The organism is Streptomyces sp. NPDC048277, assembly GCF_040652235.1.
Classification (GTDB): Bacteria; Actinomycetota; Actinomycetes; order Streptomycetales; family Streptomycetaceae; genus Streptomyces.
Genome location: NZ_JBEZLQ010000017.1, coordinates 1 through 24031, shown reverse-complemented (window position 1 = coordinate 24031; position 24031 = coordinate 1). Strand labels below are relative to the sequence as shown.

General features: G+C 72.7%; 22 protein-coding genes. 10 read left to right on the top strand and 12 right to left on the bottom strand.

Annotated features, from left to right (window positions below):
- The first annotated feature begins 131 nt into the window (after nucleotides 1-131).
- Both AB0D85_RS31915 and AB0D85_RS31910 read left to right on the top strand, forming a co-directional pair.
- Nucleotides 132-1190, top strand: a complete 1059-nt coding sequence (locus AB0D85_RS31915; RefSeq protein WP_362327930.1) for a hypothetical protein — start codon at nucleotides 132-134, stop codon at nucleotides 1188-1190.
- A 33-nt stretch (nucleotides 1191-1223) separates the two neighbouring features.
- Nucleotides 1224-2006, top strand: coding sequence for a putative protein N(5)-glutamine methyltransferase (locus tag AB0D85_RS31910; RefSeq protein ID WP_362327928.1), 783 nt, complete (start codon nucleotides 1224-1226; stop codon nucleotides 2004-2006).
- Here the strand turns inward: AB0D85_RS31910 and AB0D85_RS31905 are convergent.
- Nucleotides 2003-2737 (bottom strand): hypothetical protein, encoded by a 735-nt coding sequence (locus tag AB0D85_RS31905; RefSeq protein ID WP_362327926.1) that lies wholly within the window; start codon nucleotides 2735-2737, stop codon nucleotides 2003-2005. The two genes, AB0D85_RS31910 and AB0D85_RS31905, sit on opposite strands and share 4 nt — an antisense overlap.
- Before the next feature lie 147 nt (nucleotides 2738-2884).
- A complete protein-coding gene (locus AB0D85_RS31900) occupies nucleotides 2885-4963 on the bottom strand; it encodes a SpoIIE family protein phosphatase (protein ID WP_362327924.1) in 2079 nt (692 codons plus the stop codon).
- Between the two features lie 276 nt (nucleotides 4964-5239).
- Here AB0D85_RS31900 and AB0D85_RS31895 point away from each other — a divergent pair, with 276 nt between their 5' ends.
- The 4 genes from AB0D85_RS31895 (at nucleotide 5240) to AB0D85_RS31880 (ending at nucleotide 9270) form a co-directional block, all read left to right on the top strand.
- Nucleotides 5240-6109 (top strand): hypothetical protein, encoded by an 870-nt coding sequence (locus tag AB0D85_RS31895; RefSeq protein WP_362327922.1) that lies wholly within the window; start codon nucleotides 5240-5242, stop codon nucleotides 6107-6109.
- Nucleotides 6110-6220: 111 nt separating this feature from the next.
- Nucleotides 6221-6589 (top strand): hypothetical protein, encoded by a 369-nt coding sequence (locus AB0D85_RS31890; protein ID WP_362327920.1) that lies wholly within the window; start codon nucleotides 6221-6223, stop codon nucleotides 6587-6589.
- 97 nt (nucleotides 6590-6686) lie between these two features.
- On the top strand, nucleotides 6687-8702 hold the full coding sequence (locus AB0D85_RS31885; protein ID WP_362327918.1) for an NADPH-dependent 2,4-dienoyl-CoA reductase: 2016 nt from the start codon (nucleotides 6687-6689) through the stop codon (nucleotides 8700-8702).
- Nucleotides 8703-8724: 22 nt separating this feature from the next.
- Nucleotides 8725-9270, top strand: a complete 546-nt coding sequence (locus tag AB0D85_RS31880; protein ID WP_362327916.1) for a PadR family transcriptional regulator — start codon at nucleotides 8725-8727, stop codon at nucleotides 9268-9270.
- A 4-nt stretch (nucleotides 9271-9274) separates the two neighbouring features.
- On the opposite strand, the gene AB0D85_RS31875 is transcribed toward AB0D85_RS31880, so the two are convergent.
- Nucleotides 9275-9829, bottom strand: a complete 555-nt coding sequence (locus tag AB0D85_RS31875; protein WP_362327914.1) for a hypothetical protein — start codon at nucleotides 9827-9829, stop codon at nucleotides 9275-9277.
- A 160-nt stretch (nucleotides 9830-9989) separates the two neighbouring features.
- Nucleotides 9990-10952, bottom strand: coding sequence for a fibronectin type III domain-containing protein (locus AB0D85_RS31870; protein ID WP_362327912.1), 963 nt, complete (start codon nucleotides 10950-10952; stop codon nucleotides 9990-9992).
- A gap of 380 nt (nucleotides 10953-11332) precedes the next feature.
- Here AB0D85_RS31870 and AB0D85_RS31865 point away from each other — a divergent pair, with 380 nt between their 5' ends.
- The gene (locus AB0D85_RS31865; RefSeq protein WP_362327910.1) at nucleotides 11333-12019 is read left to right on the top strand and encodes a glycoside hydrolase family 75 protein; all 687 of its coding nucleotides are present in this window, start codon (nucleotides 11333-11335) and stop codon (nucleotides 12017-12019) included.
- 371 nt (nucleotides 12020-12390) lie between these two features.
- On the opposite strand, the gene AB0D85_RS31860 is transcribed toward AB0D85_RS31865, so the two are convergent.
- Nucleotides 12391-13152: an SDR family NAD(P)-dependent oxidoreductase gene (locus AB0D85_RS31860; protein ID WP_362327908.1), complete on the bottom strand. Its 762-nt coding sequence runs from the start codon at nucleotides 13150-13152 to the stop codon at nucleotides 12391-12393.
- A 155-nt stretch (nucleotides 13153-13307) separates the two neighbouring features.
- Here AB0D85_RS31860 and AB0D85_RS31855 point away from each other — a divergent pair, with 155 nt between their 5' ends.
- Nucleotides 13308-13943, top strand: a complete 636-nt coding sequence (locus AB0D85_RS31855) for a TetR family transcriptional regulator (protein ID WP_362327906.1) — start codon at nucleotides 13308-13310, stop codon at nucleotides 13941-13943.
- A gap of 7 nt (nucleotides 13944-13950) precedes the next feature.
- Here AB0D85_RS31855 and AB0D85_RS31850 read toward each other — a convergent pair whose 3' ends face one another.
- The 5 genes from AB0D85_RS31850 to AB0D85_RS31830 all read right to left on the bottom strand — a co-directional run bounded on the left by AB0D85_RS31850 (nucleotide 13951) and on the right by AB0D85_RS31830 (nucleotide 17973).
- Nucleotides 13951-14361: a PTS fructose transporter subunit IIA gene (locus AB0D85_RS31850; RefSeq protein ID WP_362327904.1), complete on the bottom strand. Its 411-nt coding sequence runs from the start codon at nucleotides 14359-14361 to the stop codon at nucleotides 13951-13953.
- Nucleotides 14354-14956: a dihydroxyacetone kinase subunit DhaL gene (dhaL, locus tag AB0D85_RS31845; RefSeq protein WP_362327902.1), complete on the bottom strand. Its 603-nt coding sequence runs from the start codon at nucleotides 14954-14956 to the stop codon at nucleotides 14354-14356. The genes AB0D85_RS31850 and dhaL overlap by 8 nt, the downstream gene beginning before the upstream one ends.
- A 51-nt stretch (nucleotides 14957-15007) precedes the next feature.
- Entirely contained in the window at nucleotides 15008-16000 is a 993-nt protein-coding gene (gene dhaK, locus AB0D85_RS31840) for a dihydroxyacetone kinase subunit DhaK (RefSeq protein WP_362327899.1), read from the bottom strand.
- A gap of 206 nt (nucleotides 16001-16206) precedes the next feature.
- The gene (locus tag AB0D85_RS31835) at nucleotides 16207-17076 is read right to left on the bottom strand and encodes an alpha/beta hydrolase (RefSeq protein WP_362327897.1); all 870 of its coding nucleotides are present in this window, start codon (nucleotides 17074-17076) and stop codon (nucleotides 16207-16209) included.
- A gap of 237 nt (nucleotides 17077-17313) precedes the next feature.
- A complete protein-coding gene (locus AB0D85_RS31830) occupies nucleotides 17314-17973 on the bottom strand; it encodes a peroxiredoxin-like family protein (protein WP_362327895.1) in 660 nt (219 codons plus the stop codon).
- Between the two features lie 116 nt (nucleotides 17974-18089).
- Here AB0D85_RS31830 and AB0D85_RS31825 point away from each other — a divergent pair, with 116 nt between their 5' ends.
- Both AB0D85_RS31825 and AB0D85_RS31820 read left to right on the top strand, forming a co-directional pair.
- Nucleotides 18090-18689, top strand: coding sequence for a TetR/AcrR family transcriptional regulator (locus tag AB0D85_RS31825; RefSeq protein WP_362327893.1), 600 nt, complete (start codon nucleotides 18090-18092; stop codon nucleotides 18687-18689).
- Nucleotides 18690-19052: 363 nt separating this feature from the next.
- Complete coding sequence (locus tag AB0D85_RS31820; protein ID WP_362327891.1) at nucleotides 19053-22112, top strand: tetratricopeptide repeat protein; 3060 nt, start codon at nucleotides 19053-19055, stop codon at nucleotides 22110-22112.
- Between the two features lie 129 nt (nucleotides 22113-22241).
- Here AB0D85_RS31820 and AB0D85_RS31815 read toward each other — a convergent pair whose 3' ends face one another.
- Both AB0D85_RS31815 and AB0D85_RS31810 read right to left on the bottom strand, forming a co-directional pair.
- A complete protein-coding gene (locus tag AB0D85_RS31815) occupies nucleotides 22242-23024 on the bottom strand; it encodes a hypothetical protein (RefSeq protein WP_362327889.1) in 783 nt (260 codons plus the stop codon).
- A 207-nt stretch (nucleotides 23025-23231) separates the two neighbouring features.
- A partial coding sequence (locus AB0D85_RS31810; protein ID WP_362327887.1) for a lipase family protein occupies nucleotides 23232-24031 on the bottom strand: 800 nt, incomplete at its 5' end.

The window sequence follows — 24031 nt, the reverse complement described above, 5'->3', positions numbered from 1 at the left end:
CGGCAACGCGCTCACGGGAATACCTCCTCCGACGGTCTAGTTGTACAGTACAACTTGAATGTGAGTTGTATAAGCCAACTAGTTCGCTCGAATGATTTCGGGAGAATCGGAAGATCTGGAGGTCGTACGCGATGAGGTCACCGGCACTGCGCCATGTGCTCACGCACCTGATCACCCCGCTGCTGATGTGCCTGGGCATGGGGCTCGCGTACATGGGAGCGTTCGTCCACCCGGAGCCCAACCACCTGCCCGTGGCCGTGGTCGGCGCCGGACCGAAGGCGAAGGTGTTCGCGCAGACCGTCAAGGACACCGCCGGTGACAAGCTCGACGTCCGTACCGTCCCGACCCGCGCCGAGGCCGTGCACCTGCTCAGGGCCCGTACCGTGACCGGCGCGTATGTGCCGAGCGCCAGGACACCGGAACTGCTCGTCGCGAGCGCCGCCTCCGACATGGGCGCCACCGCCGTGGAGAAGGTCTTCATCCCGGTCGCAGCCGAGGCGGGCGTCCCGCTCAAGGTCACCGACGTGGCCGAGCCCGTCGCCGACGACCCCACAGGACAGGGCCTGTTCTTCCTTCTCATCGCGGTCAGCATCGGCTCCTACGCCTCCGTCGCCGCCCTCGGCGCGGCCGGCGGCACGCTTCCCATGCGGATCCGCGCCCTGCTGGCACTCGGCGTCTCCGCCGTCGTCGGCGGCATCGGCGCGCTGCTCGCCGGCCCGGTGTTCCACCTCGCCCACCACGACCTGGCCGGCGTCTGGGGCATGGCCTGGCTCTACTCCGCGGGCATCCTGTTCATCGGCGTGGGCCTGCACACCTTCCTCAAGCGGTGGACCACGCTGACCATGATGGTGCTGTTCGTGATGCTCAACTTCACCAGCTCCGGCGGGTTGTTCCGCCCCGAGCTGCAGAACGGCTTCTTCGGCGCCCTGCACGCCTTCTGGAACGGCGCCGGCCTCGTCGAGGGCGCCCGCAGTCTGCTGTACTTCGGCGGCGACGGCCTGAACCGGAACGTGTGGACCCTGGCGGTCTGGCTGCTGGCCGGCCTCGCGGTCACCGCGATCGCGGCGGCGTACGAGCGGCGCGGGGCGGTTCCGGCCGCGGCCGTGGCCGTACCCGAGTCACCTGCCGAACCGGCCCGGGACGCCGAGGAGGAGGCCGAGGAGGAGGCCCAGGAGACGGTCGGCGTCTGACCGCCTGCCCGGCCTCCGGATAGGCTCTCGGCGATGCCTTCACTCTCCGACTCCACCACCGCCGTCGTCTCCGCGTTGCGCGCCGCGGGCTGCGTCTTCGCCGAGGACGAGGCCGAGTTGATCCTCGCCACCGCCCGCACCCCGGACGAACTGGCCACGATGGTCGACCGGCGCGCCGCCGGACAGCCCCTCGAACACGTCCTCGGCTGGGCCGGGTTCCACGGCCTGCGGGTGCTGGTGGAACCCGGCGTGTTCGTGCCCCGCCGCCGTACCGAGTTCCTGGTCGACCAGGCACTGGACCGGGCCCCCGGCGCGTCCGTCGTCGTCGACCTGTGCTGCGGCTCCGGCGCGGTCGGCGCTGCCCTCGCCGCCGCCCTCGGGGACGTCGAGCTGCACGCCGCCGACATCGACCCGGCCGCGGTCGGCTGCGCCCGCCACAACATCGCTCCCTACGGCGGCCACGCCCACACCGGCGACCTGTTCGACGCCCTGCCCGCCGACCTGCGCGGCCGGGTCGGGATCCTCGCGGCCAACGTGCCGTACGTCCCCAGCGGCGAGGTGGGACTGCTGCCCGCCGAGGCCCGCGACCACGAGCCGCTGGTCGCCCTCGACGGCGGCGGCGACGGGCTCGACATACTGCGCAGGGTCGCCGCCGGGGCACCCCGGTGGCTGGCGCCGGGCGGCTGCGTCCTCGTCGAGACCAGCGAGCGTCAGGCCGCCGCCGCCGTGGACACCTTCCGCCACGCCGGACTGACCACCCGGCTCGCGGTCTCGGAGGAGCTGTACGCCAACGTCGTGATCGGAGTACGCGACTAGGTCGTCGCCCCGCTGCCCGAGGGGCTGGGGGCCGGGGAGGGGTTGCCGGGGCGGTGCCACGGGCCGCCGCGGTCGTGCATGGCGCCGCCGCGGCCCATGCCCATGAAGTCGCCCGAGAACGCGCCGGAGGCCGTCAGCTTGTCGTCGCTCCCGCGTGTGCCGACCAGGAACGCCTTCGCGTCCTTCTTCAGCGAGCCGGCATCGCCGCGCACCTTGACGTCCGAGCCCACGGTCCACGTCCACGACGTACCGTCGTCGCTCTTCACCGTGACCTGGTCGCCGTCCACCTTCTCGACCGTGCCCCGCTGCCAGACCCGTACGACGTACTTGCCGGTGTCCGGATCCTTGACCGTCGCCTCGCCGTGCACTCCCATGCCGCCCATGCCGAACCAGCCGTGCCCGGGGCTGCGCCCGCCCGGTGCCGAGGGCGCCGACGGCGCGCCGGAGGCGGCCGGGGCGGCGGGGCCGCTTCCGCCGGAACCGGCGGCGAACGCCGCCGTCCCGCCGAGGGCGAGTGCTCCGGCCACGAAGGCCACGGTCACCGCGCGGGTACGGACCGACTGACGGCGCCAGCGGTCGCGCAGCGGCGCGCCGGGCTCGCGGTCGGGTCCCACCCCCGACAGCACCTCCCACTCCGGGGCGGCCTGCGGGGGACGGTCGGGCATCGGCGGGATCGACGGGTCGGTTCCGTCGCCGTCACGGCGGTGTTCCTGCTCCGGTTCGTGCGTCACGGCTCGCTCCCATCGGCGAACGGCACACGGCATCGCGCGGTGCATGCCTCTCTGTGAATTGTGGGAGCCCGCCGATAAGAACCTGGTAATCAGTCCCTGTGAATCCGATGAACGCACCTGCGCCGAACGGGCCGCCGATCCGTTCCGCTAGGCCAGTTCCTGCGCCCGCGCGATGAGCAGCGCCACGTCGTCGTGGTTGTCCGGGTGGTGCAGTTCCCGCAGCAGCAGGTCGCAGGCCTCCTCCAGCGGGCGGGCGGGGTCGTCCAGGAGGGCCAGCAGCGCGTCCAGCCGCTCGTCCAGGGAGTGGCTGCGGGTCTCGACCAGACCGTCGGTGTAGAACACCAGCTCGTCGCCCGGCTCGAAGTCCACGGTGGTCGTGGCGAACGGGACTCCGCCGACGCCCAGCGGCACCCCGGTGGGCAGGTCGAGGAGTTCCGGCGGCCGGCCGGGGCGGACCCGGGCCGGGGGCAGATGGCCGGCGTTGGCGATCCGGCACTGGCGCAGACGCGGGTCGTGCACGGCGTACACGCAGGTCGCGATGGAGTGGTCGAGGCCCGAGGTGGTCTTGTCCAGGTGTTCGAGCAGCACCGCCGGATCCAGGCCCAGATAGGCCAGGGTGGTGGTCGCGGTGCGCAGCCGGCCCATGGTCGCGGCCGCGTTGATGCCGCTGCCCATCACATCGCCCACCACCAGCGCCGTCCTGCCGCCCTCCAGCGGGATCACGTCGAACCAGTCGCCGCCCACCTCGACGGTCTCGCCCGCCGGCTGGTAGCGGGAGGCGACCTCCAGGCCCGTGGTCACCCGGGGATGGGTCGGCAGCAGACTGCGCTGGAGGGTCAGCGCGGTGGTGCGGGCGTTCTGGTACCAGCGGGCGTTGTCGATCTGCACGGCCGCCCGCGCCGCCAGTTCCCGGGCCAGCAGCAGATCGTCGTCGTCGAAGGGCGACGGATTGCGGGTGCGCTTGAGTTCGAGGGCGCCCAGCACCTCGCCGCGCGCGATCAGCGGCACGGCCAGGTAGGAGTGCACCCCGGCCCGGCCCAGCAGCACGGCGGCCTCGGGGGAGGCCGCGATCCTCGGCATGTCCTCGTCCTCGACCTGCGGGACGACGACGGCCTCCCCGGTACGTACGCACGCGGTGATCAGCCGGTCCGGCGCGTACCGGGCGACCGTGCCCGGCGCGTCGGCGGCCCGGACCGCGTCCGCCGCCTGTTCCGCGCGCACCGCGAGGGCGCGGATCACGGCCGGCTCGGCAGGGCCCAGCGTGCTGCGCCGGCCCTCCACCACGGCGTCCAGCAGCTCCACGGAGGCCACGTCCGCCAGCTCCGGCACGGCCACGTCGGCCAGCTCACGGGCGGTGCGGTCCAGGTCCAGGGTGGTGCCGATACGGGCGGAGGCGTCGGCGATCACGGCCAGGCGGCGGCGCGCGTTCTCGGCCTCGACACCGGCCCGGAACGCCTCGGTGATGTCCACCACCGAGGCCGCCACGCCCAGCACGTTGTCGAGGGCGTCCTCCAGCCGGTAGACCGACACCGACCAGATGTGCTCCTCGTCCGGGTCGGCCGGCGTACGGCCCACTGCGGACTCGTCGATGACCGGCTCGCCGGTCCGCAGCACCCGCAGGTAGGCCGACTCCAGGGCGTCGGCGTCCAGGGAGGGCAGCACCTCGCGAATCGTCCGCCCCACATGCTCCGCGGCCGGGACACCGTTCATACGCTCCATCGCCGGGTTGACCGACACGAACCGCAGCTGCGTGTCGAGGACGGCCAGCCCGATCGGCGACTGCTTCACGATGCGCTCGGACAGGGCCACGTCCTGCTCCAGCCGGCGCACCGTCGACTGGTCGGCGGCGAGGCCCAGCGCGAACACGTCGCCGTTGTCGTCCATGAGCCGCATGTTGCGGAACTCCACCACATGGGTGGTGCCGTCCTTGTGCCGGATCGGGAAGCCGCCGGCCCAGCTCTGGCCGGTGCTCATCACGTCCGCGAACAGCTTGCCGACCAGTTCGACATGGCGCTCGTGCACCATCAGCCGGGCCGCGTACTGGCCCAGCGCCTCGCGGGCCGAGTAGCCGAACAGCTCCTCGGCCTGGGGGCTCCACAGCACGATGCGGCCCTTGGCGTCCAGCACGACCGAGGCCATGCCCAGGACGTCGAGCAGTCCGCCCGGCCGCACGGGTCCGCGCACCGGTCCCTCGTCCTCGGCCACCGAAGCCTCGGCTGGACTCATCGCACGCACCGCCTTCGAACCTTCGCACGGCACGTCGTCCCCCGTGCCGACTCCCCTTGTTCTACCGCGCTCACACCTGACTCTCCGACGTCGCCGCCGACTTTTCCACCCTCTCTCAACACGACGGCATCCGTACGGCGAAGCAACCACAGGGGCGGCCGGGGCGTGAGTTCACCTTCCCGTCCCCGTTGCCGGTCTGTACATGCCTGTCAGGTACGCGACAGACTGGCCGCCGCACGCGCGTCCCACCCCCCAGATACCGAGGAGTAGGCTTCGATGCCCGCGTCCACCCGGCAACGTTGTCGCGCAGGCCTGACCGCCCTGATCGCCCTCGCCGCGACCTTCGCCCTGTCGACCGGTCCGGCCGCCGCCGCCGACACCTGGACCGAGACCGGTTCCGACCATGCCGATGCGCTCACCGAGAGCCAGGGCCTGACCTCCGTGGAGGTCCCCGCCAACAGCCCCAACCGGTACACCGGCATCGGCACCATCCCCGTCAGCGTCTCCAGCCGCGGCTGGAACCACGTCGGCGACCCCGACGAGTCCTACGACGGCTACTACGTCGAGCCGTACCAGGCGGACTCCGGAACCGCCAAGATGTACCGGGTGCAGGCCCCCGACGGCACCTGGTCGGAGTACGTCCACACGCTCGCCTCCGGCGAGGCCCTCAACAACTCCTGGGACGCGATCTCGCCCGACAGCCAGTACATGCTCTCCGGCGAGTACGGCACGATGACCCGCTTCCTGGTCTTCCCGACGCCGGGCGCCAACAGGAGCACCTCGCCCTCCGCGAACCTCCCGCTGGCCTCCGTCGTGAACCTGGACCATGCCGTGCGCGACGTCCAGGGCTGCGACTTCTCCGGTGCGACCACGCTTCTGTGCTCCTCGGACGACCCGGACGGCAGCCTCTTCGGCTACACCAAGCCGCTCCTGCAGATCGACCTGTCCGCCCAGCCCGGCACGAGCGACGTCACCGGTCATGTCACCGCGCTGCGCCAGCTCCCGCTGCGCAGCTCCTGCTCGGGCACCTTCGAGGCCGAGGGCATCGACTACGACCGGCGCACCGGCACCCTGCGCGTCATCGTGATGTCGCCCGGGTTCTGCGTCCTCACGGACAGCAAGACGTACAAGTTCACGCGCGGCTGAGCCGCCGCGCGGGTGGTGCACCGCCCGGAAATCGGTGCTTTTCTGTTGGCATGGCGCGGTTCGCGGGGGAACCCGTGACACCGCGCCATCGCCATGAGAGGAGCGATCACGATGGTCCGTGAGCGACTGCACGAGGAACCCGTCTCCCTCGAGATCAGCGGATGCAGCAAGGAGGACGCCCGGATCGTGTTCGACGCGCTGTGCCAGTGCTTCGAGTCCGACCGGGCCGCCGAGGACGTGCCGCAACAGCTCCACGAGACCCGCCCGATGGTGTGGCTCGGCACGTTCGAGGTCACCGACGCCCACGAGTGCACCCCGCCGCCCCGGCTCTCGGCCACGGTCGAGGCCGACGCGCAGGGCGGCTACTGGGCGATCGACCGGCTCCGTACGACCCTCGACTCCCTGTTCGCGGTACGGAACCTGTCGTCCGCCTCGGGCGACCAGGAGAGGGAGCTGCATGTGCTGCTCGGGAGCCGGTGAGCGTACCGGTTGAAGGTCGAGCTGTTGTGCAACTAGTTGCATAAACCGTGCGCGGTCCTCTACAACTACGGTGACGACACCGCGCACGGAGGCCCCGATGAGCCGTTACCCGCACCTGCTGAAACCCCTCGACCTGGGCTTCACCACGCTGCCCAACCGCGTGCTCATGGGCTCCATGCACGTGGGCCTGGAGGAGGCCGAGCGCGGCTTCGAGCGGATGGCCGAGTTCTACGCGGCCCGGGCCCGCGGGGGAGTGGGCCTCATCGTCACCGGCGGCATCGCGCCCAACGACGAGGGACGGCCGTACGAGGGCGGCGCCAAGCTCACCACCGAGGAGGAGGCCGGGCGGCACCGCGCCGTCACCGACGCCGTCCACCGCGAGGGCGGCCGGATCGCGATGCAGATCCTCCACTTCGGCCGCTACGCCTACCACCGGGACCTGGTCGCCCCCAGCCCGCTGCAGGCGCCGATCAGCCCCTTCCCGCCCCGCGAGCTGACCGACGACGACGTCGAGCGGACCATCGACGACTACGCCCGCGCCGCCCGCCTCGCCCGGCAGGCCGGCTACGACGGCGTCGAGATCATGGGCTCCGAGGGCTACCTCGTCAACGAGTTCATCGCCGCGGGGACCAACCACCGCACCGACCGCTGGGGCGGCTCGTACGAGAACCGGATGCGGTTCCCCGTCGAGATCGTCCGGCGCGTGCGCGAGGCCGTCGGCGACGACTTCATCATCGTCTACCGGCTGTCCATGCTGGACCTGGTGCCCGGCGGCTCCTCCCTCGACGAGGTGATCACCCTCGCCAAGGCCGTCGAGGCGGCCGGAGCGACCATCATCAACACAGGCATCGGCTGGCACGAGGCCCGCATCCCCACCATCGCCACCTCCGTGCCGCGCGGCGCCTACACCTGGGTCACCAAGAAACTGATGGGCGAGGTGTCCGTCCCGCTGGTGACCACCAACCGCATCAACACCCCCGAAGTCGCCGAGGAACTGCTCGCCGACGGCTGCGCGGACATGGTCTCCATGGCCCGCCCGATGCTCGCCGACCCCGACTTCGTCGCCAAGGCCGCCGCCGGTACGCCCGAGGCCATCAACACCTGCATCGGCTGCAACCAGGCCTGCCTCGACCACACCTTCAGCGGGAAGATCACCTCCTGCCTGGTCAACCCGCGCGCCTGCCACGAGACCGAGCTGGTCCTCGCCCCGACCCGGCGGAAGAAGCGCGTCGCGGTCGTCGGCGCCGGCCCGGCCGGCCTCGCCTGCGCGGTCTCCGCCGCCGAACGCGGCCACGACGTCACCCTGTTCGACGCCGCGGGCGAGATCGGCGGCCAGCTGAACGTGGCCCGCAAGGTCCCCGGCAAGCAGGAGTTCGACGAGACCCTGCGCTACTTCCGCAACCGGCTCGACGCCCACGGCGTGGACGTACGCCTGAACACGACCGTCGAACCCGAGGACGTGACCGGCTACGACGAGGTCGTCGTCGCCACCGGCGTCACCCCGCGCACCCCCGACATTCCCGGCGTCGACCACCCCCGGGTCCTCGGCTACCTCGACGTGCTGCGCGACGGCGCCCCCGTCGGCGACCGCGTCGCGATCCTCGGCGCCGGCGGCATCGGCTTCGACGTCGCCGAGTTCCTGACCGACGGCGGCGACAAGGCGAGCGAGGACCCGACGACGTACTTCAGGCACTGGGGCGTCGACATGGACTACCGGGGCCCCGGCGGCCTGACCGCCCCCGAGCGCCCCGCCCCGCCGCGCACCGTCCACCTGCTGCAGCGCAAGGCCGCCAAGGTCGGCGCGGGCCTCGGCAAGACCACGGGCTGGATCCACCGCACCGAGCTGAAGCACCGGGGTGTCACCATGGTCCCGGGCGTGCGCTACGACCTGATCGACGACACCGGACTGCATGTCACCGTCGACGGCGAGAGCACGGTCCTGGAGGTCGACACCGTCGTGCTGTGCACCGGGCAGGAACCGCGCCGGGACCTGTACGACGAGCTGGTCGCCGCCGGCTGCAGCGCGCACCTCATCGGCGGTGCCGACGTCGCCGCCGAACTGGACGCCAAGCGGGCCATCAAGCAGGGCACCGAGCTGGCCGCCGCCCTGTAGGGGCCGTCCCTAGGATGAGCCCATGTCACTCCCGCACGCGATCCTCACCGCCCTGCTAGAGCGACCGTCGTCGGGCCTCGAGCTGACCCGCAGGTTCGACAAGTCGATCGCGTACTTCTGGTCGGCCACGCACCAGCAGATCTATCGCGAGCTGGGCAGACTGGAGGCCGAGGGCCACATCCGCACCCTGCCGGCCGAACAGCCGGCCCGCGGGCAGAAGAAGAGCTACGAGGTCCTGCCCGCGGGCCGCGCCGAACTGGCCCGCTGGACCGCCGCCCCCCAGGACCCCAAGCCGCAGCGGGACGTGCTCCTGCTGCGGCTGCGCGCGGCGGCGGTCGTCGGCACGGACGGACTCCGCGCCGACCTGCTCCGCCACCTGGAACTGCACCGGCGGCAGCTGGCCGAGTACGAGGAGATCCAGCGCCGCGACTTCCCGCCGGGCAAGGACACCCCCGAGGACCGGCTGCGGCACCTGGTGCTACGGGCCGGCATCGACCTGGAGACCTTCTGGACGCAGTGGCTCACCCACGCCCTGGAGGAGTTCGAGGAACTCCCCGAGAGGTCCTGAGGCCCTAGAGGCGGTACGGCTTCGAACGCTTGCGCAGATACCAGCCCGCGGCGACGATACCCGTGCCGACCAGCGCGGCGCCGATGCCCAGCGTCAGCGGTCCGTAGTCGCGGGCGGCACCGCCCAGACCGCCCGCCACGCCCCGGGCGGGCGCGGCCGACCTGGTGGTGGAGGAGGTCGTCGGGACGGCGGGGGCCGCGCCGACGGGGGAGACGATCACCGACTGGGTGCCGGCCGTACCGCCGTTGGAGCAGACGACGACCACCGTGTAGGTGCCCGGCGACACACCCGACCAGGCGGCCGACTGGCTGATCGTGGTGCCGGACAGGGCCACCTGCCGACCCTGGGCGAAGGCGGTCTGACTGCTGTTGAGCAGGGAGGCGTTGCCCCAGCTGCCGTTGGCCTGGGTGCAGGCGCTGGTGACCACCGAGACCGTGGTGCCGATGGTGCTCACCGAGATGCCCGAGAGCGCGCCGGACGGGCCGGCGAGCCAGGTCGGGAGCGCGGCGGCGGCCGCCAGGGTCAGGCCGGAGCGGACGAGGAGTCGTGTAGTGCGCATGGGCTGCCCTCCGGCGGCACGGTTGGCGGAACGTCCCTTGCGCCGCCGAGGATCGGGAGACTCCCGTGCTGCCTCAGGTTCAGGGAAAGCGGCCCCGGCCCGCCCCGCATGCGGAGGGCACCCGGTCAGGTGACGCGTCCGGCCCGTGCCGGGGCGCGGGTCACGATCCGGTGGTCACGGCCCGCTCCGCCGACCACCCGCCCCAGGTCCCGTCCGGCAACCGCGCCCGCAGCCGCACATGGTGTACGACGCCATGGTCTCGCCCCACATAGAAGCTGTACGTCGAGCGGCCTTTTGGTGGGGTGCCGCCCCATACCAACGAGGTGGTCGTACCGCCGTCCAGCTGGATCCGGTACTCGGTGACCACCCCGTCCACGCGCGGCGGATCCCAGGCCAGATCGAGGTAGTACGCGCCCGCCTCCTCGTGGCTCTGTGCGGTGAACCCGGTCGGCGCGGTGCCCCGGCCGTCGCCACTGCCCGGCGTGGTCAGACGAACGGCCGCGCTCGCCGGCGAGAGGTTGTCCGACGCGTCCCGGGCCCGGACGGTGAACACATAGCGCGTGCCCGGCCGCAGCCCCGTCACCACGGTCGCGGTCTGGTTCCCGCCCACACTGTGGATCTGCGCATCGCCCTGGTAGATGTCGTACGACAACACCGCCCGGTCGTCCGCTGACGCGCCCCAGGACAGCTGGACCGCACGGCTGCCCACGGCCCGGCCGCGCGGGTGCGCCGGACGGGTGGGCGCCGAGCGGTCCGCCGTGACCAGTGCCGGAGTCCCCGCCCGCACCGCGCGGCTGCGCGGGCCGAGGCTGCCGTCGCCGCCCCGCGCCCGCACGGTGAACACATACACCGTGGACGGCCTCAGCCTGGTGACCTCCACCATGTGCTGCGACCCAGGCACTTCATCGACTTTCGTGGTGCCGCGATACACCTCGTAGGCACGGACCCCGGAACCGGCCGGCAGCGCGTTCCACATGACGTGCACGCTGGTGGCGCTCCCTGCCGCCGCGGTGACCCCGGTCGGGGCGCCGGGCAGCCGGCCGCTGTCGCCGTCGGCGGCACCGCCCCGTCCGCAGGACGTCACGCACAGCAGGGCGCAGACCACGACGACGGCTCGGCGCACGGTTCCGCCTCCCCGGGGACGGCAGCACGGCAATGGTCCGGACCAATATGGCCGCCCGGGATGCGGACATCAAGAGGGCCGTATGGGAGACGCCGGGGGAGAGTTACGTATGCTGAAGGTCCTGCGGCCGAACTTCCCGAGAGAGCAGGGGAGTTCACGCCTGTGGCGCGGAACGCTGTCGTCGCTGATCCCGCGCCGACGCGGGCGGCCGGGGCGGCCTGGGCCGACACCGGCTCAGCCCCCCGGCCCCCTGGCGGAATCTCACGGAGTGTCAGATTGTTGCTCCGTACGGCCCTGAAGGGCCCTCTCTTCCTGGCCCGGCCGCCGCACCAGCACCACATTGGGTGACTCCACGTTTCCCACGGAGAGGGTCTCCCATCGTGCGTGTCCAGTCGCTGACGCTGGCCGCGGCCTGTGCCGCCCTGCTCGCCCCGACCACGCTGCCCGCCCCCGCGGTCCCGCTCACGGCTCCCGGCGACCGGAACCGGATCACCGCCACCGATCTGCTGGCCCGGGTGCGCGACTGTACCCAGGTGTCGAAGGGGCGCTACCGCACCGACGCCGGTACCGCCGCCACCGTTCCCGTGTGCGGCACCGAGCAGGCGGTCTTCTGGAAGGCCGACCTCGACATCGACTGCGACGGCCGGCCCACCGCCCACTGCAACCGCGCCGCCGACCCGGCCTTCTCCGCCGCCACCGCCTACCAGCAGTCCGACGGCCGGCACCTCGACGCGGAGACGCTGCCCTACATCGTCGTACCCGCGCCCAGCGGCCGCTGGGACCACCGCGCGTCCGGCATCCGGGGCGGTGCGGTCGCCGCCGTGATCTACAAGGGCCGGGTGCAGTACGCCGTCGTCGGCGACACGGGACCGCGCGACATCATCGGCGAGGCCTCCTACGCCACCGCCCAGGGCCTCGGCGTGAACCCCGACCCGCGCACCGGCGGGGTCCCCTCCGGTGTCACGTACATCGTCTTCAAGGACTCGGAGATCAAGCCCATCGAGGACCACGCGGAGGCGGAGGCGGAGGGCGAGCGACTCGCGGCACTCTTCACCGAGACCGACTGACCGATCCCGGCGGCCGGAGACGCCGGACGGGCCGACCGCCGACCACGCGGGTTCTCCGGAGCGGGGGCCCGGCGGCCGACCGCACGGACCCGCCTCGCGGGTTAGCCGTGCGGCGGCCAGAAGACGGCGGCGATCCGTGCCGTCCGCGACCCGAGCCGTCTGCGGTCGTGCTGGCCGCGGTCCGTTCCGGTCGTGACCCTTTCCATCCGTGAGCCCGGGGAAACAGGTCGTCCGTCGGAAGTGGATGGCTTGTTCGGGGCCGGACCGGGTGATCACCCTTTGGGCGTCCCCTGCTCGGCCGCCGGCGGCCGTTCGGCCGGTCCGGCCGACGTGTTCAGCGTGGGAGGCGGGCCGGCCGTCTGTGCCCCCGGTCAGACGGCTGACCAGCCGTTGTCCACGGGCAGGATCGCGCCGTTGATGTTGGCGGCCGCGTCCGAGGCCAGGAAGACGATCGCCGACGCCTGCTGCTCGGGCTCGGAGACCTGGCCCACGTTGCCGAAGTAGGGGCCGAGTGCGGCCGGACCGTGCGCACCGTCCTCCAGGTCGATCTGGATCCCGGTCCTGGTGCCGCCGGGGGCGATCGCGTTGGCCCGGATGCCCTGGTTGCGGTACATCACCGCCAGGGACTTCGTCAGCCCGACGACGCCGTGCTTCGAGGCCGTGTAGGCCGCGCCCGCCGCGCTGCCGCGCAGACCGGCCTCGGAGGCGGTGTTGACGATCGCACCCCGGCCCGCCGCCAGCATGTGCGGCAGCACCGCCCGGGTGAGCAGGAACGGCGCGGTGAGGTTGACGCGTATCACCCGCTCCCACTCCGCGTCGCTCACCTCGCCCAGCGCCGACATGCGGTCCATGATCCCGGCGTTGTTCGCCAGGACGTCCACCCCGCCGAACCGCTCGACGGCGGTCGCGACCACCTGGTCCACCACGGACTGCTCACTGAGGTCGCCGGTGACGGCCACGGCCGTACCGCCCGCCTCCTCGATCTCCTTGACCGTCACGCCCGCGCCCTCGGCGTTCAGGTCGGCGACCACGACCCGGGCGCCCTCCCTCGCGAAGGCCAGGGCGGCGGCACGCCCGATCCCCGATCCCGCGCCGGTGACGATGACGCTGCGCCCGTCGAGTCCGCTGGCCATGTGGTGCTCCCATCAGGTGGTTCGTGGGCGCTCGGCGCCCGTTGCTCGGCACACCATACGACTTAATGTCTTTGAGTGACATAAATTCGATGGGGGAATTTTCCGCGACTTCGGCGAGAATCCCGGTGCAGCAGTCACCGGCACCGGAGGGACAGATGACCGCAGGGGGACGCACCGGACGGCCGCCCCTGACCGAGGAGCGCAAGGCCGAGATCAGACTGGAGATCGCCCGGGCCGCAGTGGACCTGTTCGTCGCCCAGGGGGTGGCCGCGACCACGGGGGAGCAGATCGGGCAGGCGGTCGGCGTCTCGGCGCGCACGGTGTGGCGCTACTTCCCGAGCAAGGAGGCCTGTGTACGACCGCTGTTCGCGGCCGGCATCGAGGCCATCGCCGACAGCCTGCGCGCCTGGCGCCCCGGCCAGGCCCTGGAGGAGGCGGTCGGGGACGCCGTACCGACGGACAGCCGCCTGGCGCACAGTCCGGACCGCGTCACCATGGGCGCCCTGGTCCGGCTGACCCGCGACGAACCGGGCCTGCGCGCGGAATGGCTCCAGTCCTACGACGAGGCCGAACCGGCGTTCGCCCGCGCCCTCGCCGAACGCGCCGGGCTCCCGCCCGGCGATCTGCTGCCCGCCATCCAGGCGGCCATGGTCAACGCGGCGCTGCGCGCGGCCGCCGAGCACTACGCCTGGCGTGTCGCCGACGCGACCACGGACCCCGCCACGGCGCAGTCCGAGCTCGCGGCGACCATGCGCTCGGCCCTCGCGATCGTGGCGGGCGGGCTGTCCTGACGGGTGCTCAGACCTTGCGGTAGGTGTACGCCTCGGCGGCCGCCGCCTCCACCGCGCCGAGGTCGGCCCCGGTGGCCGCCGTGACGACCGCGGCCACCGCGCCCTCGACGAACGGGGCGTCCACCAGGCGCGTGCCGTCCGGGAGTTCGTCGCCCTCGGCGAGCAGCGCCTTCACGGTGAGCACCGCGCTGCCCAGGTCGGTGAGGACGGCGACCCCGGCGCCGCGGTCCACGGCCGCGGCCGCGGCGGCGATCAGCTCGGCGCTGGTGCCCAGCCCGCCGCCCTCGGTGCCGCCCGCCGGGGCGATCGGCACCGCCGTGGCGCCGCCCGCCAGCCCCTTGGCCAGCTCCGCGACGGCCGCGGCGACCTCCGCGCTGTGCGACACCAGCACGATCCCGACCAGCTTGTCGTCACTCACCGGCCGCCTCCTCGAGTCCCGCGATGAGCAGCGCCGACGAGGTGGCGCCGGGGTCCTGGTGACCGATGCTGCGCTCCCCGAGATAGCTCGCCCGGCCCTTGCGGGCCTGCAGCGGGATCGTCGCCTCGGCGCCCTGCTCGGCGGCGGCCCGCGCCGCGCCGAAACCCTCGCCGAGCGCGTCGACGGCCGGCACCAGGGCGTCGATCATCGTCTTGTCCCCGGGCGCGGCCCCGCCGAGCGCCATCACCTTGTCCACCCCCGCCCGCAGCGCCTCGGCGAACTGCGCCTCACTGACCTCGGCCGCCTCCTCGCCGAGGGCCTTGCCGGTGCTGCGCAGCAGCGAGCCGTACAAGGGTCCGGAGGCGCCGCCGACCGTGGAGATCAGCCGGCGCCCGGCGAGCGTCAGCACGGCACCCGGAGTGTCCGGCGCGTCCTTCTCCAGCGCGGCCACCACCGCCTTGAACCCGCGCTGGAGGTTGCTGCCGTGGTCGGCGTCCCCGATGGGGGAGTCGAGGGCGGTGAGCCGCTCCGCCTCGCGGTCGACGGAGGCGGCGGTCGCCGCCATCCAGCGGCGGAAGAAGTCGGCGTCGAGCACTGGATCTCCTTGCGTTGCGGTACGGACGCGGGTCGGTGCTGTGTGTGTCGCTCACATCCCCCAGCGCAGGGCCGGTGTCCTCACCGGCGCGTCCCACAGTCGCAGCAGCTCCTCGTCGACCTGGCAGAGGGTGACCGAGGCGCCGGCCATGTCCAGGGAGGTGACGTAGTTGCCGACCAGGGTGCGGGCCACCGTGACACCGCGCTCGGCGAGCACGCGCTGGACCTCGGCGTTGAAGCCGTACAGTTCGAGCAGCGGGGTCGCGCCCATGCCGTTGACCAGGACGAGCACCGGGTTGCGCGGCGGCATGTCCTCCAGGACGGCGTTGACCGCGAAGTCGGCGATCTCGCCCGAGGTCATCATGGCGCGCCGTTCCCGGCCCGGCTCGCCGTGGATGCCGATGCCCAACTCCAGCTCGCCCGGCGGCAGATCGAAGGTCGGGGTGCCCTTGGCCGGGGTCGTACAGGCGCTCAGCGCGACGCCGAAGCTGCGGGAGTTCTCGTTCACCTGGCGGCCGATGGCCTCCACCCGCTCCAGCGGCTGCCCCTCGGCGGCCGCCGCGCCCGCGATCTTCTCCACGAACAGGGTGGCGCCGGTACCGCGGCGGCCGGCGGTGTAGAGGCTGTCGGTGACGGCGACGTCGTCGTTGACGAGCACCTTCCCGACCTGGATGCCCTCGTCCTCGGCGAGTTCGGCGGCCATGTCGAAGTTGAGCACGTCACCCGTGTAGTTCTTCACGATGAACAGCACCCCGGCACCGCTGTCCACGGCCGCGGCGGCCCGGGCCATCTGGTCGGGCACGGGAGATGTGAACACCTCACCGGGACACGCGGCGGACAGCATCCCGTGACCGACGAACCCGCCGTGCAACGGCTCGTGCCCCGAACCCCCACCCGAGACCAGTGCGACCTGTCCTGCGACGGGGGCGTCCCGCCGTACGATCACCCGGTTCTCCACGTCCACGGTCAGATCGGGATGCGCGGCCGCGATGCCCCGCAGCGCATCCGACACCACGGTCTCCGGGACGTTGATGAGCATCTTCATGGGTGCCTCCTACTGACACTAGCAGAGTAGCTATTGACCTGTGTCTTTGCAGGTCAGAGCCGGTTCGCCGGGTTCGGGCGGGTGAGGTGGCGGTGGGGTCGCAGTTGTCGTTCACCGCAGTATCGACCTTGCGGCCGTGAAGGTCACGTGGCCGGACCCGCAGCACCCCGGCGACGGCCCCCCTTCAACTCGGCGGCGGGTGTGTGTCAGGCGAGGACGCGGGCGAGGAAGTCGCGGATGTGGCCGGTGATGGTGTCCAGGTGGCTCTCCAGGGCGAAGTGCCCGGATTCGACGAGGTGGATCTCGGCGTCGGGCAGGTCCTGGGCGAACGCCCGGGCGCCGTCGGGGCCGAAGATCTCGTCGTTGGCTCCCCAGACCGCGAGCAGCGGGACCCGGGAGTCGCGGAAGTACTGGTGGACCTGCGGGTAGAGGTCCACGTTGGTGGGGTAGTCGCGGAACAGCTTGAGCTGGATCTCGTCGTTGCCGGGGCGGTCCAGCAGCGCTTGGTCGTGGACCCAGTTGTCGGGGCTGACCAGGCTGGGGTCGGCGACCCCGTTGAGGTACTGCCAGCGGGTGACCTCGAGGGTCAGGGCGCCGCGCATGGGGGCTTCGGTGGCCGGCCCCGGTGCCTCGGTGTAGGCGAAGACGCCGTCCCAGAAGGGCTTGACGAAGCCCTCCTCGTAGGCGTTGCCGTTCTGGGTGACGATCGCCGTGATGCGGTCCGGGGCGCGGAGGGCGAGGCGCCAGCCGATGGGGGCGCCGTAGTCCTGTACGTACATCGCGAACCGGTCGACGCCCAACTGGTCGAGCAGGCCCGCGGTGACGTCGGTGAGGGCGTCGAAGGTGTACGGGAACGCGTCCAGGCCCGGCATGGCGGACTGGCCGAACCCGATGTGGTCGGGGGCGATCACGCGATAGCGGTCGGCGAGCGCGGGGATCAGATTGCGGAACATGTGCGAGCTGGTCGGGAAGCCGTGCAGGAGGACCACGACGGGCGCCTTGGCGTCACCGGCCTCCCGGTAGAAGACGTCCAGGCCGTTGACGGTGGTGGTGCGGTGGTGGACTGCGGAGGCCATGACTCTAACCCCTTCATTGAGCTTATGTGGTTATGTGTTCAGTCGAGCATGCTGGATCTAACCTGTCAAGATGATTTGAAAGGTTATGGAGGAGGTGCGGTCGGGGCGTTTCCGGACTTCGCTCGTGAGAGATAACCGGTCGGCGCGGCCGCTCACCCGGCGTCCACTCGGGTGGCCGATGCGTTCGTGGGTATCCGGAAGAAGCCTCTCGGGGCGTGGTCCGCCGGCCGGGGCGCGCTAGCGGATTCCGCCGAGGGCGTCCAGGGCCGCGATGACGTCGGCGGGCTCGGCGCGGGCCGTGTAGTCGGTGTCGACGAAGGCCCAGCGGATCACGCCGTCGCGGTCGATGACATAGGTGGCCGGCAGCGGAAGCGTGCGCGGGTGGCCGTCGTTGACGCGCTGGAGGTCGAAGCCGAGCTTGTCGTAGACGGCCGCGAGGTCGTCGGGGAGGTCGAAGGCGAGGCCGTACTGCTGGGCGGTGTCGGAGCCGAGGTCGCTGAGGACGTCGAAGGCGAGGCCGTGCTTCTCGGCGAGGGTGAGGGACTCGTCGGGGATCTGCGGGGAGACGGCGACCAGTCGGGCGCCGCGTGCGGTGATGTCGACGTGCCGCTGCTGGAGGGCGCGCAGCGCGAGGTTGCAGTACGGGCACCAGGCGCCCCGGTAGAAGGTGAGGACGACGGGACCCTCGGCGAGCAGGTCGTCCAGGGCCAGCGCGGCGCCGGTCGCCGAGGGCAGGGTGAAGCGCGGGGCCCGGTCGCCGACGCCGCGGGCGCGCCCGGCCTGCCCGGAGTCGGCGAGCTCCCTGGCCGCCCGGTCCATGACCTGGCGCATCTCGGCAGGGATGTGCCGGTCCCGGGCTTCGCCGAGCGCGCGCAGTTCGGTGGTGAGGTCGGTCATCGGCGTTCTCCCCATCCGCGAGACAAACTACTTGGAACGAACGTTTCAAGATAGCGACCGGCCCCGCCGGGCGCCAGGTATCTTGGAACTGTTGTTTCAAGTTGATGGGGTGACGCATGCCGGACATCAAGCACTTCGATCCGGACACGGCCCTGGACACGGTGGTACGGCTGTTCTGGCGGCAGGGCGTGGCCACGACCGGGATCCAGGACATCGTGACCGCGACCGGTCTCAACCGCTCCAGCCTGTATGCCACCTTCGGCGGCAAGCAGGAGCTCTACCTCGCCGCGCTGCACCGCTACCGGGAGCAGTGGTCCCGGCCGGCGTTCCGCGGGCTCGCCGAGGACGGCCGGGGACTGCCCGCCGTCGCGGAGTTCTTCGACGCGCTGATCGGGGTCCGCTGCTCCGGCGAGTACGCGCGCTGGGGTTGCATGGTCTCCAACGCGCAGGCCGGCGCGGAGAACGGCGACCCCGACGTACGCGCCTTCCTCGACCAGCACCACGAGGAACTGCGGGAGGCCCTGCACGCGGTGCTCGTCGTCGCCGGAGCCGAAGGCCGGCTGGCGTCCGGCACCGATCCGGCCACGGCGGCCGACCTGCTCGCCCTGCTCGCCTACGGCGTCAACCTGCGCTCCCGCGCGGGTGCCGACGCCGGTTCGCTGCGCGCGACGGTGACCGCGGCACTGCAGTCACTCGGCGGCCGTTCGGCCGGCTGACCCGGTCACGGCCGAGAGCGTGCCGCTCTCTCGGACGGGAGCCTTCTGACCGCGGCTCCCGGACCGTCGAGCGGGCCGTGGGATGCGCGGGTGTGCGCCTCCACGGGGGCCGGTCACCCCCGTGGAGGCCTGTGCGCGGGCGGCGCGACCCCCGTGCGCCCCGCCCGTCGCACACCCGCGGCGAGGCAGCGGCCGGGCTCGCGGACCGGGGTCGTCGACGGTGCCGCCCAGGCGTGCGCCTTCACCGGCTGCCTCCTCTCCAACGACGTCGACGGACACGGAAGTTGGTCCCGCCGTGCGCCTGACGACCATCGATGTGAGGATCTAGGATCGGTCTTGCGAAAACCTTGTGACGGAGGGCTGTTGAAGCTGCTTCTGCTCGGTCCACTGGAACTGCGTGTCGCAGGAGCCGGGTTGGACCTGGGACAGCCGCGCAGACGGGCGGTCCTCGCCGCGCTGGCGGCCGACACCGGCCGGCCCGTCGCCGTGGAGACGCTGGTCGACCGTCTCTGGGACGGCGAACCGCCGGACGGCGCACGCTCCGTCGTCTACTCCCACATCAGCCGCTTGCGCCGGCTCCTCGACGACGCCGCGGCCGAGGAGCGCGGCGGGGGAGCGGCGCAGGCGTCGATCCGACTGGGCAAGGTCTCCGGCGGGTATGTGCTGGAGGCCGACGACGGCACCGTCGACCTGGCACGATTCCGCTCCCTCGTCGCGCGCGGACGTGAGCCGCTGTGCTCCGACGCGGAGCGCACCGCCCTCCTCGAAGAGGCGCTACGGCTGTGGCGGGGCGCTCCGCTGCCGGGCCTGCCCGGAGCCTGGGCCGAACGGATGCGCACCGCATGGAGCCAGGAGCGGATCGAGGCCGCCCTCGTCTGGGCACGGGCCTGTCTGCGGCAGGGCGGCCCGGAGAAGGTGCCCGAGCTGCTGCGGTCCCTGCTGGCCGACCACCCCCTGTCCGAGCAGCTCGCCGCACTCCTGATGCGCTCGCACGCGGCCCTCGGCTCGACCGCCGACGCGCTGCACGTCTACACCGGGATCCGACAGCACCTGGCCGACGAGCTGGACGTACCACCGGGTCCCGAACTGCGAGCGGCGTACGAGGAGTTGTCGAGCGGAGCCGCCTTACGGCAGCGACCGGCGCCGCGGCTGCCTGCCGCCGCCCCCGTCCCGGCACAACTCCCCATGGACATACGGCCCTTCACCGGCCGTGGCGAACAACTCGCCGACCTGACCCGGGCCCTGCTCCCCGCGCACGGCACGGAGGGGGCCACCGCGGCGGTCGTGTCCGCCGTCTCCGGCACCGCCGGCGTCGGCAAGACCGCACTCGCGGTGCACTGGGCGCACCGCTCGCGGGACGCCTTCCCCGACGGCCAGCTGTACGTCGACCTCAGGGGCTACGACCCGCAGAAGCCGGTGTCCGCGGGCCAGGCGCTGACCGGCTTCCTCACCGCTCTCGGGGTTCCCCGGCAGGAGATCCCGCTGCGGCTGGAGGACCGGGCGGCGCGCTACCGGACGGCTCTCGACGGACGGCGGCTGCTGGTGGTCCTGGACAACGCCGCGTCCGCCGTGCAGGTCAGGCAGCTGCTGCCGGGCAGCCCGGACTGCCGGGTGCTGATCACCAGCCGGGACTCGCTGGGCGGTCTGGTCTCGGTGCACGGGGCGCACCGCGTGGTGCTCGACGCGCTCTCCCACGCCGACTCCCTGGACCTGCTGCGGGCGTTGGTCGGTGAGCGGCTCGACGCGGAGCGCTCCGCCGCCGCCGATCTGGCGGAGCAGTGCGCGCGGCTGCCGCTGGCCCTGCGCGTCGCGGCGGAGCTGGTGCTGTCCCGGCCGGACGAGCCGCTCGCCCGCCTGGTGGCCGAACTCCACGACCATCAGCGGCGGTTGGACCTGCTGGACTCCGGCGACGATCCCCGGGCCGCGGTACGCGCGGTCTTCTCCTGGTCCTACGCCCGGCTGGCCGAGCTGCCGGCCCGGCTCTTCCGGCTCCTGGGCCTGCACCCCGGACCCGACACGGACGTCCACTTCTCCGCCGCACTGGCCGGCGAGTCCGTGGACGCCGTACGGCGGGCGCTCGACGTACTGGCCGGCGCGCACCTGCTCAACCGCACCGGGGCCGGCCGGTACGGCATGCACGACCTGCTGCGGGTGTACGCGGCGGAGCTGGCCGCCCGGCACGACCCGGCGGCCGGACGCGCGGCCGCCCTCACCCGGCTTCTCGACCACTGCCTGGCCGCGTCGGCGGCGGCCATGGACGTCCTCTACCCGGCCGAACGCCATCTGCGTCCCGCCGTCGAGCGGCCCGGCGCCGGGCTGCCGCCGTTGCGCACCACCGAGGAGGCCCGCAGCTGGCTCGCCGCCGCGCAGCCCACGCTGGTGGCGCTGTGCTCGCGCACCGACGAGCCCGGCCCGTCCGGGCACACCGTGCGCATCGCCACCACGCTGCACCGCCACTACGAGCGCTCGGGGCACTACACGGACGCCCTGACCGTCCACACCTACGCGCTGCGCGCGGCGCGGTCGGTGGGGGACGCCCGTGGCGAGGCCGACGTTCTCGCCTGCCTCGGTGCCGTCCACCGGCGGCTCGGGGACTACGACAGCGCACGGCGGTTCCATGACACCGCCCTCGCGCTGTGCGGCCGTATCGGCTACCCGGCGGGCGAGGCCCGGCACCTGACGAACGTGGGGGTCCTGCTCGAACTGCGCGGCAACTACCGGGAGGCCGCCGAACAGCACGAGCGGGCGGTCGCCCTCTTCCGCTCGGTCGGCGACGCGCTCGGCGAGGCGGACGTCCTCAACAACCTGGGCATCGTGCTGGAGTTGCTGGAGGAGTTCGAGGCGTCGATCGAACGCTACGAGCGGGCCCTGGAGTTGTACCGGGCCGTACACCACCCCTTCGGCGAGGCCAGCGCCCTCGGCAACCTCGGCATCCTGGTGGCACGGCTGGGCGACCACGCGGCGGCGGCAGGCCACTTCGAGCGAGCCCTGGCGCTGTTCCGGCGGCTGGCGCACGCCGCCGGAACCGGGCATGCCCTGTCCAACCTGGGCAACGCCCTCAGCGGTCTCGGGCGGCACGAGGAGGCGGCCGGACACCAGCGCGAGGCACTGGAACTGTTCCGCCGGACCGGCGAGCGGTACGGCGAGGCCGGCGCCCTCAACGGCCTCGGTGAGGCCCTGCACGGGCTCGGCCGGGCCGCCGAGGCACTCGACGCGCACGCGGAGGCGCTCGAGGTGGCCCGCGAGATCGGGGAACAGGAGGAGCAGGCCCGCGCCCACGTCGGAGCGGCCGCCGTACTGCGGGCGGGCGAGGAACCGGACCGGGCCGCCGGCCATCTGCGCAGGGCCCTGGAGCTCTACACGGCGCTCGGCTCCCCACGGGCAGCGGAGATCCGCGGGACCATCGACAGAGATGCCATGTGAACGACCCCACGGAGTCGACGGTCCTGCCCGAGAAACTCTGCGGAGCTCGGGATCACCTGAACCCGGCAGAGCCCCGCCCCTCCGGTACCGGCCTCGGCAGAGCCTCCCGGCCGGTACCGGCCCGGGCGGTCAGCCGAGGCAGATGACGAGCAGGCACAGTTGCGACGGCGAGGTCGCGGTCGGTGCGGGGCTCGCCGTCGCCGTCGCCGTCGATGCGGGTGTGGAGGCGGAGGCGGTGGGTGTGGGGCTCGCCGTCGGCTGCGACTGCGCGGTGGTGCCGGCGGACTGCGGCTGGGCGGCGGACGTCGCCGTGGGCCGTGGCGCGGTGACCGTGATCCGCTGGGCCGTCGGTGTGGCCCGGGGGGTGCCGGCGGTCTGCTCCCGCGGGGCGTTCGCCGCGACCGAGCCGGCTGAGGGTGTGGAGTCCGGGGCCCGGTGTCGGCCGGTCGGAGCCGACGCCGACGGGGTGGGCACGGTGGCCTCCTCGTCCGCGACCCCCATGGTCGTGTTGTCCGGGGCCGTGGCCGCCTGCGTCCGGTCCGTGGAGTGCCGGTCCAGCGAGGCGACGGTCAGACCGCCGCCGACCAGGGCGACCGCGGTGGCCACCACGGCCCGGCGCTGGTTCTTCTTCCAGCGGGCCCGCTGACGCCGCCGGGCCGCCCGGCCGGGCGGCCCGGGCTGGGCGGCGTCCGGGCGGCCGTCGTACGGATCCTCGGTGACCTCTTCGGCGTACGCGTCGGACGCTTCGGTGTCGTGCCAGGCGTGGCCGACCGGGGACTGCCAGGCGGCCGCCGTACCGGAAGGCGCGGAAGGCGCGGCGGCGCGGGGCGCGATGTCCGGGGCGTAGGCGCCGCATCCGGGGCACACCAGGGCGCCGTTGAGGTGCCGACGGCACGAGGAGCAGTAGTCCATCCGCGGTCTTCCTGACTCGACTGCGCCAGCGGCCTCATGAGCCGTGGCCTGGTCTCGTTCGCACGTGGGATCGAACGGCCAGAACGGTAGCGAGCCTTTGGCCAGGCAGTGTGCAGTCTGTGTGTCGCTTCTGCGCAGATGCCCTCCCGCGCCTGAAGGGGGCTGCCGGAGGTACCGCTTCCGGCAGCCCCCCTTCCCGTGGCCCGGTCAGGGCTGGAGGGGCATGCTCCAGCAGTTGGAGGTGGCCGCCTTGCCCGCGAGCCGGTCGGTCAGCCAGCCGATGGCGTCGCCCTGGTCGGTGAGCAGCGGCGCGAAGTGGTTCAGGAGCGCGCTTCCGACATTGGGCAGGATGACGGGCTTGTAGGTGACGTCGCCTCCCTTGCCGCACCAGTCGACGGCGAGCTGCCGTGCCTGGGCGTGCGGAACGAGGTTGTCGCTGACGCCTGTTGCCAGGCGGACCGGTCCGGACGGCTTGAGGGTGCCGATGCGCTGGCTGTCCAGGAAGGCCTGGAGCGCGGGCGTGCCGGCGATGATGTCGCTGATGGACCGGCCGTCGGTCGTCCACTTGGTGCTCTTGGAGTAGCCGTAGCCGAGGAGCGCGTCCCCGACGCACATGGTCGACAGGTCGGCGAGGGCGGCCTTTCCGGCGGCGTTGAGATGTGCCTCCGCGATGGGTTTCAGCGAAGGGTCGGACTGGAGGAAGCCGTTGAGCGACCAGCCCAGCGCGCCGGCCAGTTCGCTGCCGTCGATGGCCTTGGTGACGGAGGTCAGGTCGGCGGGCGGCGCGCCCGCGTAGGTGCCGGAGAGGGTGACGTCGGGGGCGTAGGACGCCTGGAGTTCGGCCGCGGCGGCGGTCGCTCCGCCGCCCTGGCTGTAGCCGAACAGTCCCACCCGGGAGGCGGCGGTGACGGAGGCCCCGTCGACCGCGCGGGCGGCGCGCACGGCGTCCAGCACCGCGTGCCCCTCGTCCACGCGGTTGACGTAGGTGTGCAGCCGGTCGGTCGCGC